At 46.6% G+C, this 15,315-nt stretch carries 17 protein-coding genes and 1 pseudogene; 4 read left to right on the top strand and 14 right to left on the bottom strand.

Going from position 1 to position 15,315, the window contains the following annotated elements; translation table 11 throughout:
* Nucleotides 1–109 precede the first annotated feature (109 nt).
* Together VNN20_01200 and VNN20_01205 are read left to right on the top strand one after the other, a co-directional pair.
* Nucleotides 110–1,603 (top strand): multicopper oxidase domain-containing protein, encoded by a 1,494-nt coding sequence (locus VNN20_01200; protein ID HWP90804.1) that lies wholly within the window; start codon nt 110–112, stop codon nt 1,601–1,603.
* Between the two features lie 321 nt (nt 1,604–1,924).
* Nucleotides 1,925–2,380: a DUF488 domain-containing protein gene (locus VNN20_01205; GenBank protein HWP90805.1), complete on the top strand. Its 456-nt coding sequence runs from the start codon at nt 1,925–1,927 to the stop codon at nt 2,378–2,380.
* Between the two features lie 369 nt (nt 2,381–2,749).
* Here the strand turns inward: VNN20_01205 and VNN20_01210 are convergent, their stop codons facing one another.
* From VNN20_01210 to VNN20_01240, 7 genes are all read right to left on the bottom strand, one after another.
* Nucleotides 2,750–4,489 (bottom strand): hypothetical protein, encoded by a 1,740-nt coding sequence (locus VNN20_01210; GenBank protein ID HWP90806.1) that lies wholly within the window; start codon nt 4,487–4,489, stop codon nt 2,750–2,752.
* A 141-nt stretch (nt 4,490–4,630) separates the two neighbouring features.
* A complete protein-coding gene (locus VNN20_01215) occupies nt 4,631–5,725 on the bottom strand; it encodes a calcium/sodium antiporter (GenBank protein HWP90807.1) in 1,095 nt (364 codons plus the stop codon).
* A 37-nt stretch (nt 5,726–5,762) separates the two neighbouring features.
* Nucleotides 5,763–7,226, bottom strand: a complete 1,464-nt coding sequence (locus tag VNN20_01220) for an NADH-quinone oxidoreductase subunit N (protein ID HWP90808.1) — start codon at nt 7,224–7,226, stop codon at nt 5,763–5,765.
* Nucleotides 7,227–7,425: 199 nt separating this feature from the next.
* Nucleotides 7,426–7,716, bottom strand: a complete 291-nt coding sequence (locus tag VNN20_01225; GenBank protein ID HWP90809.1) for a HigA family addiction module antitoxin — start codon at nt 7,714–7,716, stop codon at nt 7,426–7,428.
* 54 nt (nt 7,717–7,770) lie between these two features.
* A complete protein-coding gene (locus VNN20_01230; GenBank protein HWP90810.1) occupies nt 7,771–8,520 on the bottom strand; it encodes a 3-oxoacyl-ACP reductase family protein in 750 nt (249 codons plus the stop codon).
* Between the two features lie 227 nt (nt 8,521–8,747).
* Entirely contained in the window at nt 8,748–9,233 is a 486-nt protein-coding gene (locus VNN20_01235) for a tetratricopeptide repeat protein (GenBank protein HWP90811.1), read from the bottom strand.
* A 127-nt stretch (nt 9,234–9,360) separates the two neighbouring features.
* Nucleotides 9,361–10,527 carry an MFS transporter gene (locus tag VNN20_01240; protein ID HWP90812.1) on the bottom strand — a complete coding sequence of 389 codons (1,167 nt, stop codon included), beginning with the start codon at nt 10,525–10,527 and terminating at the stop codon, nt 9,361–9,363.
* Between the two features lie 227 nt (nt 10,528–10,754).
* Here VNN20_01240 and VNN20_01245 point away from each other — a divergent pair, with 227 nt between their 5' ends.
* Complete coding sequence (locus VNN20_01245; protein HWP90813.1) at nt 10,755–11,246, top strand: caspase family protein; 492 nt, start codon at nt 10,755–10,757, stop codon at nt 11,244–11,246.
* Between the two features lie 273 nt (nt 11,247–11,519).
* Here VNN20_01245 and VNN20_01250 read toward each other — a convergent pair whose 3' ends face one another.
* The 7 genes and pseudogenes from VNN20_01250 to VNN20_01280 form a co-directional block, all read right to left on the bottom strand.
* Nucleotides 11,520–11,666 carry a hypothetical protein gene (locus VNN20_01250; protein ID HWP90814.1) on the bottom strand — a complete coding sequence of 49 codons (147 nt, stop codon included), beginning with the start codon at nt 11,664–11,666 and terminating at the stop codon, nt 11,520–11,522.
* 693 nt (nt 11,667–12,359) lie between these two features.
* On the bottom strand, nt 12,360–12,941 hold the full coding sequence (locus VNN20_01255; protein ID HWP90815.1) for a DJ-1/PfpI family protein: 582 nt from the start codon (nt 12,939–12,941) through the stop codon (nt 12,360–12,362).
* A 114-nt stretch (nt 12,942–13,055) separates the two neighbouring features.
* Complete coding sequence (locus VNN20_01260) at nt 13,056–13,337, bottom strand: hypothetical protein (GenBank protein ID HWP90816.1); 282 nt, start codon at nt 13,335–13,337, stop codon at nt 13,056–13,058.
* Nucleotides 13,338–13,377: 40 nt separating this feature from the next.
* A pseudogene (locus VNN20_01265) lies at nt 13,378–13,464 on the bottom strand (protease).
* 149 nt (nt 13,465–13,613) lie between these two features.
* Nucleotides 13,614–14,198, bottom strand: coding sequence for a hypothetical protein (locus tag VNN20_01270; GenBank protein HWP90817.1), 585 nt, complete (start codon nt 14,196–14,198; stop codon nt 13,614–13,616).
* Nucleotides 14,198–14,440 carry a DUF2283 domain-containing protein gene (locus VNN20_01275; GenBank protein ID HWP90818.1) on the bottom strand — a complete coding sequence of 81 codons (243 nt, stop codon included), beginning with the start codon at nt 14,438–14,440 and terminating at the stop codon, nt 14,198–14,200. The genes VNN20_01270 and VNN20_01275 overlap by 1 nt, the downstream gene beginning before the upstream one ends.
* Nucleotides 14,422–14,733 (bottom strand): hypothetical protein, encoded by a 312-nt coding sequence (locus VNN20_01280; protein ID HWP90819.1) that lies wholly within the window; start codon nt 14,731–14,733, stop codon nt 14,422–14,424. Before VNN20_01280 ends, VNN20_01275 begins: the two co-directional genes overlap by 19 nt.
* Before the next feature lie 44 nt (nt 14,734–14,777).
* Between VNN20_01280 and VNN20_01285 the strand changes: the two genes are divergently transcribed.
* Nucleotides 14,778–15,020, top strand: coding sequence for a hypothetical protein (locus VNN20_01285; protein ID HWP90820.1), 243 nt, complete (start codon nt 14,778–14,780; stop codon nt 15,018–15,020).
* The last annotated feature ends 295 nt before the right edge of the window (nt 15,021–15,315 follow it).

Below are 15,315 nucleotides of genomic sequence, written 5' to 3' on the forward strand. Positions count from 1 at the left end.
CCTGTATGAATGCTTTCCTCAAGAAGCCTGTAAAAAAAATAAATAGAGCGAGAAAAGAAGCTTTGTGAAAGCTACTTTAGATGATACAAATAATCGAGGAGAACTTGATATGAAGAGTGATGAGTATAAAAGCGACAATAAACCTACATCTGGTAACGGCCTCTCCCGTCGTAATTTCTTACGACTTAGCGGATTGGGAATAGTTGCGGTAGAGGGTATGAATGTGCCGGGTATGCCCGCATTAGCAAAAGCGGATAAGACGGTTCCCGCCGTTCCCGGGACAGGCTCCCTGCCTGTTAATTTGCCCTATAGGGAGTATCAATTTGAGATTACGAAAAAGGAGGTAAATCCCGACGGTACCCCGGTCACTGCGCTCACCATAAACGGTCAAATACCCGGGCCGGAGATTCGAGTAACCGAGGGGGATTTATTGCGCTTCGTCGTAAAGAACGGGCTTGAAGACCAGCCGGTTACGATACATAGCCATGGCTTGATATTGCCGAGCAGTATGGACGGCGTGCCGAAAATTTCCCAGCGTCCGGTCTATCCCGGGGAAGAGTTCGTATATCAATACCTGGTGCGTCAAACCGGCACTTATTGGTATCACTCCCGTTATCAGTTGCAAGAGCAAATAGGCTTATTCGGCCCGCTTATCATTGAACCACGTAGAGAACCCATGTCCTACGACCAGGAATACGTAATCATGATAAACGACTGGCTTCATTCCGACCCCTATCAGATCGTCCCCAATCTGCGCAAGCAAAGCATGAAGCCTATGGCCGGCGAGATGGAGATGGAAAAACCGGACCTGGCCGATGTTAATTATCCTAGCTTTCTCATGAATGGACATGGAATAAATAATCCGTCGGAATTTAAGGCTAAACCAGGTGATTTAATTCGGTTTCGCATCATCAACGCCTGTGCCTCCTCCTATTTCTACTTCATGGTGGACGACCATGAGCTCTCCGTGACGCACGTAAGCGGCCAGCCGGTTAATCCCGTTCCTGTAGATAATATTTTGGTTGCCAGCGGGGAACGATACGATGTGCTGGTAAGATTGAGGAGTTCAGGGGCATTCGGCATACGCGGTGTGGCGCAGGATGGCTCTCTACAAGCCTTGGGAATATTAAGAACTAAGGGCGCAAAAAGCCAGGTATCAAAAGAGATTCCTAAAATTACCGGACGGGGATTAAATATTGATGATTTAGTCTCACCAGTATCCACTTTACCTCCGGAGGCTCCCAATCGTGTATATAACCTCACCCTTGATGGGAATATGCCGAAATATGTATGGATGATGGGAAATCAGGTGTATCCGAAAGCGGATCCGCTGATAGTGAAGTCGGGCGAGCGGGTACGTGTGGAACTTACCAATACCACGTCCATGTATCATCCCATGCATTTGCACGGGCATTTCTTCCGAGTAATGGGATTAAAAGCAGGGGAAACCCATGCGCCCCTCTTGGATACGGTCAGTGTGCCACCCTTAAAGAAGATAGCGTTTGAATTTTTTACCGATAACCCGGGGAGATGGTTTTTTCATTGCCACAATCTTTACCATCTGGAAACCGGGATGGCCCGGGAAATTCACTACAAGGTGTGAGGCGTTATAACAATTGTTCTTTACATGGGTAGGTAAGCGGAAGTTAAGCATAAATACATCATTTTCGTTTGAATGACTGGTTATAAGTGACTAGGCCGAAAGGTTACCGGCAAAAGTTTGGGTCAAAAACAAAGTGAAGGGATAAACAATTGTAGAAAGTCACCCGCACAACTTTTTCACAGATGACCGGGTTGAATTATAGACTGTCAATTTCCAAGCTTAGTCATCGTCAGGGATTTCTTATAGAAAGCGACATTAATTAGCGAATCCTATTTCACTTTGGATGGGGATTTTTTCAGTATGTTAAATAGAGGATGATCAATGAGTAACGAAGTAAATAACCAAATCCACACTATCGGCCACTCAAACCGCAGTCTCGAAGATTTGATTAGAGTTCTAAAATACTACGACATTAAAGTCCTTGCGGATGTGAGGCGGTTTCCTACTTCCCGGCATAATCCGCAGTTTAAAAAAGACGTTCTTGAGAACAAACTACCGGAAAGTGGAATTGAATACGCCTGGATTGAGAATCTGGGAGGGTTCAGGAAAGGCGGGTACGTGGAATATACGGAAACGAAGGAATTCAGGGATGAGTTGGAGAAATTAATCGAGATTGCAAAACAAAAGAGGACGGCAGTGATGTGCGCCGAGCTTCTGTGGTTTAGGTGCCACCGTAACTTTATTGCCACTGCCCTTACCAGGCTGGGCTGGGAGGTAATTCATATTTACGACGAGAAGAAATTAGATAAGCACAAGTTTGTGGATAGCCTGTTTTGATTAGCGGATCGCAGTGCCCAGACATCGGTAACCGTGAGATCAACCGGGTGTCCTCTGCACATGTCATCCCCGTCCCCCGATTAACCGGAGGATCAATCGGGGATCTATCACTTAAAAAACTGGATTCCCGTTTTCACGGGAATGACAGATCGGGGGATTCCCGTTCCCCAATTGAGGTCGAGGGCAAGTTAAGTGGGAATGACAAATTACCGGATACTTACCAAAGCTTATATGACCGAATGTTCCCCGATCAAGGTATTCATGGACACGCTTTATCGGGCATGTATTCTGTAGAGACGCAACATTTTGCGTCTCTACATTATTTGATCCCCCTTCCGGAGGAAATGTCAATTCAAACTACAACAAAGCCTAATAACCACCTTTCGCCTGCTGGGCTATGAATGCCTTAGCTTCTTTGACCTGCGGCCTATCGCTGTCCGACTCTCCGGTCAACGCCAAAAGCTTCGCATAATACAACCCCGCCTTCTGATTGTTACCGGAAACTTTGGCCGCTTTGGCCGACCCATAGGTGCTTCGGAAACGGTTTGGCGAGAGCTTTAATGTGCCTTCATACGCCGCCAGCGCCTCATTAGGCTTGCCTAATTCCATATACATATCTCCGAGCAGTTCTCTGGCCGGCAATACTGCTCCCGGTGTTACCGGGTGTTTGTCGGTAGAGTCTTCCAGGTCGGCGGCAGACTGCATCAGCTTGAGTGCCTCATCTTTCTTCCCTTCGGCATAAGCGGTCCATGCCGCTAGTGCCAGGCGTTGTATTTCAATCTGGGTTGTCCAATACTCGTCTTTGGAGTTTAATGCTGCTTGTTTGAGTTCTTCTAAACTCTTTAATGCTTTTTGTGCGGAGGCGGGGTCGCCGTTTCTTGCCGCGCCTATTCCACGGGCAAAATAGATAATCGCTTCTGCCGCCGGGTACCGCTCCCAGGGAAACGAAGCAGGGACTCTCACTTCAAGAGTAGAAGCGCTTGTCCAGTCCCCTTGTTCGAGCGGATACCGCGCAGGGATGGCAGCAAGGGCGTAGGCGCTTATGAAGTTATCCTGATAGTTCTCGTTCGCCAGCACCTCTTTTACCAGTTTCTCCGCCTCCTTATCCTTTCCCTCCTGCATGTATGAGTACATCACGTAGTCCATGGCGTGTAAATAATGTATAGAGATGGAGCCGTTTACCGGCTGTTTCAAAGCCGCATCTGCAGACCGAAGGTTCCAGGAGGCCGTCTCCGGCCAGTATCCGAGCCTTACAAAGATGTGAGAAGGCATATGTAGGGCATGAGGGACTTCCGGGGCAATCTTGTCATAGCTCCGGGCCGCCTCGACCCCGCGGTTGGCCAGTGGCGGAACGTCGTATGCGTGAATGGTGTAATGAATCGCTCCGGGGTGGGTGGGCTCCTTCTTATAAATTACTTCCAAAATTTCTCCGGCCTTTTTCTGGTGGGAGAATGTCTTGTCGGTTTTGGATGCTGTTGCCAGGTGGGAGAGCGCGTATAAAGCGGCAGCGTCGATATCGTCTGGGTAGGACTCGTAAACCTTTTTCATTCCGGCCTCGAAGGCGACAAGCCGTGTTTTATAATCAAGCTTATCCGAGTCCTTGTAGAATGCCTCGACCGCATCAATATAGGCCTGCTCGCGTTCGGTCTTAGGCTTAAACGCCTTTGCTTTTTCTACAGCAGCCGAACCCTTGGTCAGATCTTCGGCGCTGGGCTGTCCGGGCCAAAGTGGATGGAAAATGGTCATGGCGATGCCCCAGTAGGCCATGGCACAGTTGGGGTCGGCTTCCGAAGCGGATACGAATTCCTTCTCTGCCTGCTCGTACATCATGTGATGGAGCAACGCTAATCCACGGTTGAACTTGTGCCGAGCCTGTTCATTACAGGAGACCGAAAAATCAACCTTGCCCAGGCCCTCCGTGGAGATAGTCCCGGAGTAGCTATGCTCGTGTTCTTCTGCATCAGCCAGTTGGGTTTGCGTAGCCGCTACATCCTGGTGCTGAGCTTGGGCTATGCCCGGTTGTGAATTAAATTCTATAAGGATTGATAACAAAATTATTAAAGTAAGATGAAATATGTTATTGGCAAATAATTTATTATATTTTCTCATGGCTCCCTCCCTCTCTAAGTTATTTTAGCGATGGTATAAATAGCCAATCTTGTAGCTTACATTTTATCTCACACCACTTACTGTTAATGACCAGTTTATCATTAATGAAGGGGTTAGTTCAAGGTCAGATGAAACACACCGTCAATTCACTCTAAAATGATTTCTGTGAATTTCCCTGGACACCACTATAGCGATGGTGAGGACGGTTAACGGTATGACGAATAAAGCCATTATGTTATTGAAGACGGGCAGAGAATCATGCTCGGAGGCATCGAGGATTAAATAGAGAGTGTATGCTACGTAATAACCCAGGAAAACAAACCCTTCCCACCTTGCAATCAGATTACCGGTGAAGAAAATAGGCAGGCAGGCTATAGCCACCGCAATCATCACCGGCAAATCAAAACCCATAATAGAAGGGGTGACGGAAAGGCCGTTGGGAGCGACGATGGAGCTTAATCCTAGTACGAATAGAATGTTAAAGATGTTGCTTCCTACGACGTTTCCCACGGCAATATCGCGCTCTCCGCGTATGCTGGCCATTATGGAAGTGGCCACCTCGGGTAGCGATGTGCCGGCGGCGATGATGGTAAGCCCGATAATCAGTTGGCTTACTCCCATGGCCCCGGCAATGGTAATTGCACTATCCACCAGAAAGCGGGAACCAAACACCAGCATTACCAGCCCGACTATTATGAGACCGAGGTTAACCGGCAAGTTGCCAATTCCCGTAGATTTACTTTCGCCCGTTTGTTCATTTTCCTCATTATTCGCCGCTTTATTATCCTGGTAGCTCTTCTTGATGATAAATATGGTATATGCCACCCCAATTCCGACGAGTAAGAGGCCTTCGATCCGACCGATATTGCCGTCATAACCCATGATCACCATTAGGAAAGAGACTCCAATCATCAGCGGCACGTCCAGGCGTACCAGTTGTTGTGAGACCAGGAGGGGCACGATGATGGCCGAAGCGCCGAGTATGAATAAAACGTTAAATATATTGCTTCCTACTACATTGCCCAGTGCAATGTCCGGTTTCCCGGTCACTGCCGAAAAGATGCTGATGGCTAATTCGGGCGAGCTTGTGCCGAAAGCAACGACGGTAAGCCCTATCACCAGAGGAGATATACCGACAGCCGACGCCAACCGTGAAGCTCCCCTCACCAGGGCCTCCGCTCCAACGATGAGAAGCACCAGGCCGGCGATGAAAAATACCAGTGTAACAATCATTATCCTTTAATTTCTCCCTTTATCTTCTGAAGCTTGTGACCTATTTTGCCAAGAATGCCGGAAGGAAATCACCCGCAGCCTTAATGGCCAGGTCCCACGAATAGAAGGGAACGATTCCCAATATTAGTGTCCCCAATGTGAGGATGGTAAGGGCAACGGCTGAAACTGGCTTGAAAGAAGGAAATTCCACTTTTTCATCCCTCATATACGCATAGACTAAAACCCTCAGATAGTAGTAAGCAGATATGACGCTGTTTAATATACCGATTATGGCCAGCCAGTAGAACTCTGCCTTCACCGCCGAGAGGAATACTCTATATTTTGCGAAGAATCCAACGGTGGGTGGAATACCGGCCAGGGAGAACATGAATACGCCCAGAGCTAAGGCGGTGAGCGGCTTTCTCTGCCAAAGACCGGACACATCGTCAAACGTCTCACACTCCTTCCCCTCTTTTGCTAGATAGGCCAGGACTCCGAACGCTCCCAGGTTCATGAAGGTGTATGCAAAAAGGTAATAGAACACACTGCTTAAGCCCAGTTCTTTTCCTCCATAGGCGGACACTACTCCTATAAGAGCATATCCGGCGTGAGCGATGCTTGAATAGGCCAGCATACGTTTTATGCTGGTCTGAACAACGGCGGCCAGGTTCCCTATGGTCATGGTGAAGAGAGAAACGACCCATAGAACCTGCGTCCAGTTGGTTTCTAATCCGGAGAATCCCTCGAATAGAACCCTTATCAGGATGGCGAATGCCGCTGCTTTAACCCCTACGGACATAAATCCGGTTACGGTAACCGGGGCTCCCTCGTAGATGTCCGGGACCCATTGGTGAAGGGGAAACGCGCCAATCTTGAAAATAAACCCGGCTAGGATGAGCGCAGTACCGGCTATGTATAGCGGGTTATTTATATCAAACCGGGATGCTATCTGGTCCAGAAATATCGTTCCCGATGCCCCGTAGACCAGGGCTATTCCGTAGAGCAGTATGGCCGAAGAGAACCCTCCCAGGACGAGATACTTTATTCCGGACTCGGCCGAGCGTACCGATGCCCGGTTAAAACCGGAGAGCACGTAAACGGAGACGGACATTATTTCAAAGCCCAGGAACAAAGTCATGAACTCCCGGGCGGAGCTAAGTATCATCATGCCGGAGGTGGAAAATAGTATCAGGGCATAGTATTCACTAGACCTTAAGTTCATGTTTTCTACGTAATCTTTGGATAGAACAGTAGCCAGGAAGGCGCCGATTAGAAAAATGAGGTTAAAGTAAGCGGCGAAACTGTCTAAAGAGAGAGCGCCGGCGAAGGCGCTTTCAGATTGGTCGAACCTGTTCAGGTTTAGAATAAAGCCAACTGCCAGCCCGAGGAGCGCTATCCAGAAAAGCTGCCTCTTTCCTTCCCCTTTAATTAGAGGATCAACCACTATCAAGATAATGCCCGCGAGTATCAATGAAATTTCCGGGGATATAAGAAGAGTGCTTTTAAAAACTTCAGTTAAATCCATGTAGTTTTGACCTTAGTTTACTGGTGGTTTGGGGCGATTATTTTGAGATTAGGTAGTATGGGTAAGGGTGGATATGTTGTCAAGTTTGGTTCCGCCCGATGTAGGAACACGCAGCGGCGTGTTCAAACTTTACATAGAGGATTATGTACCAAAGTTAGCCTAGTACTTGATGTCTTTTTTCACATGGTCTGGAAAATGCCTAAGCCCGGGCTTCATAGCGTTTTACTTTTATTTTACCGGCCGTCTTTCTGGCTTGGGCAATATCAAATGATGTCTGCATCCTTAGCAGAGTATCCATCTTAAGGCCAAAGGCCTTTTCGAGGCGAAGGGCCATTTCTGGCGACAGGGATGCCTTACCATTTAACAGATGGGACAAGGCTGGTCTGGTCACCCCGAGAACCTGAGAGGCGCTTGTAATGGTCAGGCCTAAAGGTTCTATAACCTCTTCTTTCAGAAAAATGCCTGGATGCGGCGGATCATACATACGCATTGTTTTACCTCCTAATGGTAATCATCAAAATCCAGATCATAAATTTCGTTTTCTTCAGGGTCGTAATGGAAACGCAATCAGGCTGCCGCCGTCGACGGCGATTATCTCACCGGTAATGTAATCGGATTCAACCAAGAATATCACCGCCTTGGCCACATCCTCCGGAGACCCCACTCTCTTTAGAAGGGTGCTATCAATAGCCCGTTTCTTTTCTCTATCGAGGTAGTATGCAGGAAGAAGCACCGGCCCCGGTGCGACGGCATTAACCTGGACATTGGGTGCGAGCGCCTTTGCCATGGTCTTAGTAAGCATTATTACTCCGGCCTTGGAGACACAATAAGGGATATAGTCCTTCCATCCCCTTATTCCGCCGGCGGAGTCGGCGATGTTGATTATCTTTCCGGAGCTCTGTTTGTTCATGGTTATGGCTACTCGCTGAGAGCAGAGAAAAACGCTCTTCAGGTTTACGTCCATGAATAAGTCCCAGTCCTCTTCCGGGATTTCCAGAAACGGGGTGTGAAAGAAAATACCGGCGTTATTCACCAGGATGTCGATACGCCCGAACCGGTTTAGAGCTTTATCCACCAACTTATATACTTCAGGCTTTTTAGAGACATCCGCCTTTACGGCGATAGCCTCTCTTCCCATTTTGCGGATTAACTTCACAACCTCTTTGGCTTCTTCTGCCGAGTGGTTGTAATTGACGACTAGATTGGCGCCTTTCTCGGCCAGGCCGAGGGAAATGGCCCTACCAACACGTCTGGCCCCGCCGGTGACCAGTGCGACTTTGTCTTTGATGTCCATGAGGAAATTAGGTTAACACGAGTTTAAGCAGTACACATGATGAATTAAAACAATTATTCCACGCCTGTCTCATACCTATACCCGGTTAAACGGGAGATCAATCGGGGGTTCACTACTCTCTGCCATGCCCGAATGTTCCCCGCTTACATGGGGACAGGTTTCGCTAATGACATATTGTGACCGGTCATCAAAATTTTACAGATGGTATGGCTCAATTTGAATTGCCGTTACTGCAGAGTGTACTTCAACTTGTCAATTGTTTCTTTAGCCGCGGGATAGTCGGGATATATATCCAAAGCCTTTTGGAATTCTTCGAGCGCCTTCTTCACCATACCCTTAATTAGATAAACACGGCCTAGATTAAAATGGGGATAGTGCCTAGGTTCATAACGTTTAGCCAGAGTGGCCCTTTCCAGCCAGGGAATGGCCTCATCATAATATCCAAGCTCGATTAAATACGCTCCTATATCGTTATAAGGATTTCCAAAATCGGGGTCTGTATCTATGGCCTTTTTGCATTCGGCTATAGCTTCTCGAAGCTTCCCCTGAAAACTGTATGTCCACCCTAGAAAGGTGTACGCCTCGGCTGTCGGATAGGCCTCTATCGATCTTTTATAGAACTCAATGGCCAGGTCTAATTGACCGTTCATTTGATACTGGTAAGCCTGTTGAAAAAGCTCTATTGCCTTTGTTAAAGGGTCTTTTTCGGACATTCCGCTTATATCCCTCCACTTTTTTCATTCTAGCACTCAGGGTAATTTGAGTCAATGTGAAAGCTTAATGTATCGAACGCACACCTGTGCTGAGCACTGTTGAAGCATGTGCGTTCCCTACATCTTATTATTTCATGCTGTCGGGGTCAGGGGGGGTGGGAAGGCCGATGTATCCCCATGCTACCAGAAAGACCAGGCTGATGACTAGGGGAAGCTTATGGTTGTAATCGTAAAGCGCCCCGGCGAGCATCCCTCCTACGGCCGAGCCCAGGAAGCTGGCTAAGTTGTATAGACCGGTGGCGGAGCCTCGGTTCTCCGGCGTCACCCGCTGGGTTAAAAAGGCGGGGAGCAGGGATTGGAAAAGGGTGTGCCCCAGGAAGAAAATGCTCCCGGTTGCGTAAAGCATCCATTTTTGTATTCCTCCGGCCAGATAGACAAGAAAGCTCGATATCATGAAAAACCATCCAGCCCAGGTCGGCAGTCTCAGCTTTCCCTGTCTCTCGGCATGTCGGACATACGGAAAGACGATCAAAGCGCTCGGTATCAAAATCAGGAGGTACACCTTCCAAAGCTCTCCTTCATCGAAACCGCGAAGGGTCCAGCTCAAGGGGTAGATGAAGAAGAACATGTTCAAGCAGAAAGAGACTACGAAGGAGGAAAGATAAAGCTTCTTAACTTCGACACGATTCATCAATCCCCAAAATCGGAATTCCTCCCGTTTGGAGTTGTCCGACTTGATTTCAGGAAAAAAGAGTACGGTAACCAGCATGGTAAATATGCTCAGTCCCGCAAGTATGTAGAAAAGGCTGCTGAAGCCGAAGTGCGCCGCCAGGAATGGGCCGCCCAAAAGACCTACCACAAATGAAACTCCTATAGCTATGCCGCTTATAGTGAACGCCTGGGCCCTCACTTGGGGGCGGGTTAAGTCGCCCAGGGCGGCCATGGCCACCGCGCCTACTGCACCGCATCCCTGGAGGAAACGGGCAAAGATCAGTTGGGTTATGTTGTCGGCTATTCCACAGATGATGCTTCCAAATGCCAGGAGGAAGAGACCGACGAGAATGACGGGTTTTCTCCCGAAACGGTCGCTGGCCCAGCCGAACGGGATTTGGAGTATGCTCTGGGCTAGGGCGTATATGCCGAACGCTATTCCGGCAAGGGTCAGGGTTGCTCCGGGGTATTTTATGGCATATGTGCTGAAAATGGGGAGTATTAGAAATATTCCTAAAAGGCGGAGGGCGATGATCAGGCTGGTTATGGTGACTGCTTCTCTTTCTTGGCGGGTTAGTCTCATTTATCGATATGACTATGTGACGGCTATGAATATGAGCCTGTTAATTTACCACAGTCGGGTTTTAGTTAAAGTAAGTATCTTGATAAACGGGGCAGTTTAAGCCAAAAATCGTGAATTTTCGGATGGTTATAGAGACTTAAAATTATTGACACCCATTCTGCCAAATTGATATAATCAGACTTGGTACAGGCGTTGAGGATCGACCTGCAGATAAAATACACTTTGCCTTGTTTACCTATCACTTTCGACTTCAGTCTCAGAACACTAATATCAATAGACTCGTCTCAACCTCGCTTCGCCCGGAAACTGTCAAGGCGATTATAGACCAAAGCGATTGTGAGAAATTAGTCTTCATAATCGATAGCTGTTATAGCGGGGCAGTAGGACAATCCCCTCGAAGCCCGGATATAGTCACTAAATCTCTTGAACAGATTTCCGGGCGGGGAGCAACAATAATTTCAGCCACAGGCGCCTTAGAGGAGGCGATAGAACGTGATGACCTGGAGCATGGGATTTTTACCCACTACCTGGTCAAAGGCTTGGAGGATGGAGAAATTGACTATGACAAGGACGGTTATATATCTGTAGATGAACTATACGACTATGTTAAAAAGAACGTGGGAAATGAGACCAAAGATAAGCAGGTCCCTACAAAAAAGGGAGAGGGTAAGGTTAATATCGCCAGAAGTATTAAGGTGGTAAAAGAGAGGGAAACCTAAGGGACCTAAGGTAGAAACTTTGAGTGAAAGGGGAGAAAATGTTCAGCCGGTGATGACCGGGCTATTGAGGAGTATAAACAAGCATTAGAACTGGGCTTAACTAATGACCCGGTCGTCCACCATAATCTATATCTGGCATACTACGCCAAGGGGATGATTAAGGAAGCAGAGGTTAAACTTCTTGACGCCCTGAAGTTGGACCCAGATAACCAAACTTATCTCGCCGAGCTGGAAGGACTAAAGGTTCGGAAGTCTTAAGATTTTCTTCTAATTTTAGGAGCCCTTTCCTTCTAAGTGTTGGATGAGCTTTCTCAGGAACTCTTCCTTCCTCTTAAGCTCCTCCCGAAAAGTCATGTTCTCCGTTCCGGCGATTTCCATTCGGAGGTCTCCGAGGTTTTCCGTAAGGATCTCACTCAGCATTCCCGCTTCCTCAGGTGTTAGATCAATTTGGGCCATAGTTTTCACCGCAACTGCTAAGCTATTCTAACTGACTTATACCTGTTAGATAAAACCTTATATGCTGCTGGGAACACGTGCATAATTTATTGCAGATTCAAAGGTAGAAAACTTTTAGCTCTACAAATCGTTGCGGCCCAAAGGTCGCCACCATTTGTCATTCCCGCGGAAGCGGGAATCCACTGCCAGATTGTGGGCACTTGAGTTCTCACTTGATTTGGGACGTAGTGTAAATCGGTCCTAAATTTATGAGATGTAGGGAACGCATATATGCGTTCCTTACAAATGATAGTAAAACTTGCAATCGATCAATGTCGTCTATCATCAACTCGACCTTTTTCATTACGTTGGCTGCCTTATCTGTACACCCGAAGGAAGGTCGCCACCTCTTTGTCATTCCCGCGCAAGCGTGTCCTCGCGTAGGCGGGGACGGGAATCCAGTTTTTTGGTTATAGATCCCGATTAGCCCCGGGTTAAAGCGGAGTACGAGAATAACTGTGAAATAACCCTCTCCCCGCACAAGCATTCTTGTAGGGAACGCAGCTCCTTCGACGGAGTTTACACTGCGAGGCCGAAGTGCTCAGGACGGGTCTGCGTTCCTTGCACTAAAAAGAAACAGGAAAACCGAACTGCTATAGCATCAGATTTATCCACGGCCTATGGCTCAACCTTCGTCCCCAGTACTTTCAAAAACTTCGCCAGCCACTCTGGGTGTGCGGGCCAGGCCGGCGCTGTAACCAGGTTGCCGTCAACGTGCGCCTTATCTACCGGGATATTAACGTATTCTCCCCCTGCCCGTTTTACATCAGGACCAACTGCCGGATAGCAGGAGCAAGTTCTTCCCTCTACTACACCTGCTGCTACTAAGACCTGTGCCGCATGGCAAATCGCCGCAATGGGCTTATTGGCCTTGGCAAAGTGCCGAACGATATCGAGAACCTTTTCGTTCAGACGAATGTATTCCGGCGCACGCCCACCGGGGATTACCAGAGCGTCATAATCTTCGGGTTTTATCTCGTTGAATGTAGCATTGAGGGCGAAGTTATGTCCGGGTTTTTCGCTATAGGTCTGGTCGCCCTCAAAGTCATGAACGGCAGTCCTGACTTTGTCCCCGGCTTTCTTATCTGGACAAGCTGCGTGGACGGTATGCCCCACCATCAATAGCGCCTGAAAAGGCACCATCACTTCATAGTCTTCCACATAGTCGCCAACTAACATCAAAATTTTCTTTGCCGCCATGTTTGGGTACCTCCTTATTGTTGTTTTATGTTTTGGAAATAATGCTTAACGGTCTCGTAATCGCCGAGCCAAGAAATCTTGGTGAGGAACGAAGTGGAGCCCACTGGCATAGAATTATTTACTGGTACCCTTGTCGAGTTCCTGTTTTAACTCGCTCAGAATTTCTTCTTCTATCCGAATTCTCTCTTCAATGATTCTCTTTAGCCAGGTTTGGTAACCCTTGAATTTGTGAATCTTGGCTAAGTACTTGGCCTTTCTGACCATCTCCGGAGAAAGGCGGATTGAGGTTGCGCTGGCAGGCTTGACGAATATGGGATCTTCCCACTTGGTGAGATCATCGGCTTCCCTCGTGACTATCTCGTCAATCTTTTTTTCAGAGAGTTTTTTCTTCTTCATATCGGCCATCCCGTGATAATACTATCTTAGCTGAGGGTAGCACGATCAGCAGCGTCTGGAAAGGCACCATCACTTCATAGTCTTCCACGTAGTCACCGACTAACACTAATATTTTCTTTGGTGCCATGTTTGATTACATCCTTTGTTTTATTTTTTACGAATTGCGTATAACGTTACAACATAACCGATATTAGTTATAGGCAAGTGTCCCCAAAGACAAGGCTTAGCAGAAGTAGTTACGCTGTTCTATCTCCTTGTTATATAAATTTGCAATCTCTAATTCTTTTCAAACCTATCAAGTAGGTTCTTAATATCTTGAACTGATAAACAACAAAAAGAAATAAGCTTTTCAATCAAATCTAGCAACTCCTTCTGACTTAATACGGGAACTCCACCAGGACCGTGACCATGCTTTAGTTTCCCACCCGGTTTGGAACGAGCATCTTTGTAGTAGTTAAAATGTATTCCAGTTATATCTCCGTTTTCCTCATCAGATATTAAGTAAACGTAAGGAGAGTAGGTCTGGTATGGGGTTGTTATCCTAATGACTCCTTTAATCCATCGTTCAAAAACTTTATCTTTTTCCTGGAGATTACTTTTACGATAAATATAGGCATCAGAGATTCCACATTTAGAGCACTTTAATCTCCCTCTTGTGTCGGTATGGTTATCAATCAAATCAACAATATCGTTTGCCCAAGTTCTTTCTTGGCAATTTTGGTTTCTACATTTAATCCAAATATCTTTATCCTCTTTACAAATAGCTAATAGTTCATTCACATTTGTATTAGAGATATACTTCCAATTTAAAGGGAAGCCTGGAAGGCAGTGTAGGCATTGGAAATTTTCCACAACTTTCATCACACCTTTCCCACTTTCCTCTTACTCGCATTAAGCACAGTAATCCCGACAACTTTTCCTTTCTCATACCTGATTATCACATCATCATCCGTGATTTGGGAATCATCTGCGTGACTAGGTTTTTTAAAGTTAATGTATAAAACATCAACATCTTCGTCGTATGTGGTCCAAATTCTTGAATAGGGAATCTTGAGTAAGCCTGGTACGAGAGTCAATATTTCTTTTACTTCTGTTGCTCCCATATCTTTTGTCTCCTTTCAAGCTGTCTTTTCCGTCTCGTTAAAAAGGCGGTAATCACAAATCCATCTTCCCTGCTTATTTCCTTATATACTACCACAATGTACTTACCTTTTTCTATTTTTCTGACTGCTATATGCTCACCCATTTTACCCTCATAAATTGCCTCTGGTTCTTCCACCGTTTCAAGAACTTCAAAGTAATATCCGGCCATCTCTGAGTGTTCTTCCGTAATGTGGAACCATCTCTCTTTTGTTAACCTAATTAAAACCTTATTTTTTGACCTGACTGAATCCATGCTCACACATCTTTTTCAATGTCTTTCTGATAGGGGTAGTGTACTTGATTACCTTATTGGCTTTCAAGATAAATGTCAGATTGCCGCAATTCACCGCCTGTGCTGTCTTGAATATAGTGAATTCAAGAGAACTCTTACAAAATATCGAGACAGATTTCTTTGATAGGGAACTTAAAAACCTTATCAAAAGCGGTTCACTCTTCTGCTCCATTCCTTGTCATGTCATCCGAATAAAAGTACATATGGCCCTAGAGGAGTATGGTTTGAAGGTGGTGGTAAGCAGATAGACCGTGAAGGAGCTATTAAGTTAGCCACTATGTTACTATCTGTTGCTGTAATGGGGAGTGATAAACAGGTAATTGAAATCTTGGAAAGACAAAATGAGGATACGGAGTGACTATAAGTTAGCTAAAAATATACTTAATGACAAGATAGGCATAGCTCTCTTGAATTGCTTGATGGGAGAGCTATGCCCCGTATAATATGAAGAATATTTGGATGGTTCGGCTGTGGTGTTGTTATAAAAAATGGGTTCTTTAGGTGGTAAGGTTGAAGGTGAGACAGTGCTTTTTGTTTTTGAGT

The sequence above is a fragment of the Thermodesulfobacteriota bacterium genome, assembly GCA_035559815.1.
GTDB lineage: Bacteria > Desulfobacterota_D > UBA1144 > Nemesobacterales > CSP1-2 > DATMAT01.

Coding starts and splice junctions, on each gene's coding strand:
- VNN20_01200 (HWP90804.1), top strand. CDS start 110: ATGAAGAGTGATGAGTATAAAAGCGACAATAAACCTACATCTGGTAAC.
- VNN20_01205 (HWP90805.1), top strand. CDS start 1,925: ATGAGTAACGAAGTAAATAACCAAATCCACACTATCGGCCACTCAAAC.
- VNN20_01210 (HWP90806.1), bottom strand. CDS start 4,489: ATGAGAAAATATAATAAATTATTTGCCAATAACATATTTCATCTTACT.
- VNN20_01220 (HWP90808.1), bottom strand. CDS start 7,226: ATGGATTTAACTGAAGTTTTTAAAAGCACTCTTCTTATATCCCCGGAA.
- VNN20_01225 (HWP90809.1), bottom strand. CDS start 7,716: ATGCGTATGTATGATCCGCCGCATCCAGGCATTTTTCTGAAAGAAGAG.
- VNN20_01230 (HWP90810.1), bottom strand. CDS start 8,520: ATGGACATCAAAGACAAAGTCGCACTGGTCACCGGCGGGGCCAGACGT.
- VNN20_01235 (HWP90811.1), bottom strand. CDS start 9,233: ATGTCCGAAAAAGACCCTTTAACAAAGGCAATAGAGCTTTTTCAACAG.
- VNN20_01240 (HWP90812.1), bottom strand. CDS start 10,527: ATGAGACTAACCCGCCAAGAAAGAGAAGCAGTCACCATAACCAGCCTG.
- VNN20_01250 (HWP90814.1), bottom strand. CDS start 11,666: ATGCTGAGTGAGATCCTTACGGAAAACCTCGGAGACCTCCGAATGGAA.
- VNN20_01255 (HWP90815.1), bottom strand. CDS start 12,941: ATGGCGGCAAAGAAAATTTTGATGTTAGTTGGCGACTATGTGGAAGAC.
- VNN20_01260 (HWP90816.1), bottom strand. CDS start 13,337: ATGAAGAAGAAAAAACTCTCTGAAAAAAAGATTGACGAGATAGTCACG.
- VNN20_01270 (HWP90817.1), bottom strand. CDS start 14,198: ATGAAAGTTGTGGAAAATTTCCAATGCCTACACTGCCTTCCAGGCTTC.
- VNN20_01275 (HWP90818.1), bottom strand. CDS start 14,440: ATGGGAGCAACAGAAGTAAAAGAAATATTGACTCTCGTACCAGGCTTA.
- VNN20_01280 (HWP90819.1), bottom strand. CDS start 14,733: ATGGATTCAGTCAGGTCAAAAAATAAGGTTTTAATTAGGTTAACAAAA.